1 pseudogene is annotated in these 572 nt (G+C 67.0%); it reads right to left on the bottom strand.

Annotated elements, in window-relative coordinates:
• Positions 1-505, bottom strand: a pseudogene (gene gltD / locus CCN72_RS36915) (glutamate synthase); the annotation flags it as partial.
• Positions 506-572 lie beyond the last annotated feature (67 nt).

The following is a 572-nucleotide window of genomic DNA, read 5'->3' as shown; positions in this document are numbered from 1 at the left end:
GTCGACGTACGAAACCTCGTCCCCTCGGCCCGCATCTGGCCCAGCCGCCGCTCCAGATGCCGCCTCTCCATCTTGAACGAGGGGATGCCGTACCGCATCAACCCACCGATCCGGTCGTCCTTCTCGTACACCGCGACCGTNNCTCGACGTTCTTGATGGTGACGGCCGGCTGATTGATCGCCAGCACACACCCGGCCTCACAGGGTGCGGGACACAACCGCCCGGTGAACTCAGGGAAGTTGTTCGTCGCGTGCAACCGGTCGCTCGCCGCCCGCCAGTCCTCCCGGGCCACCAGGTCGTTCCACTCCGGGATGAGATTCCCCAGCGGACAGGCCTCATGACAGAACGGGACCCCGCAGTCCATGCACCGGTCCGCCTGCTTGCTGATGATCGGCAGCAGCGCCCCCGGCACATACACCTCGTCCCAGTCCCGCACCCGCTCCTCGACGGGCCGCCGCGCCCACTCCTGACGCGGAGTGGTCATGAACCCCTTGGGATCGGCCATGATCATCTTCCTCGCCTACGGGCACCCCGTTCCTCGCCTACAAGCGCCCGCTCCTCGCCTACGGGCA

It is taken from the genome of Streptomyces murinus, assembly GCF_002154555.1.
Lineage (GTDB): Bacteria > Actinomycetota > Actinomycetes > Streptomycetales > Streptomycetaceae > Streptomyces > Streptomyces murinus.
Note: the sequence above shows the minus strand (reverse complement) of the source record. Positions and strands in the feature narration are given on the sequence as shown.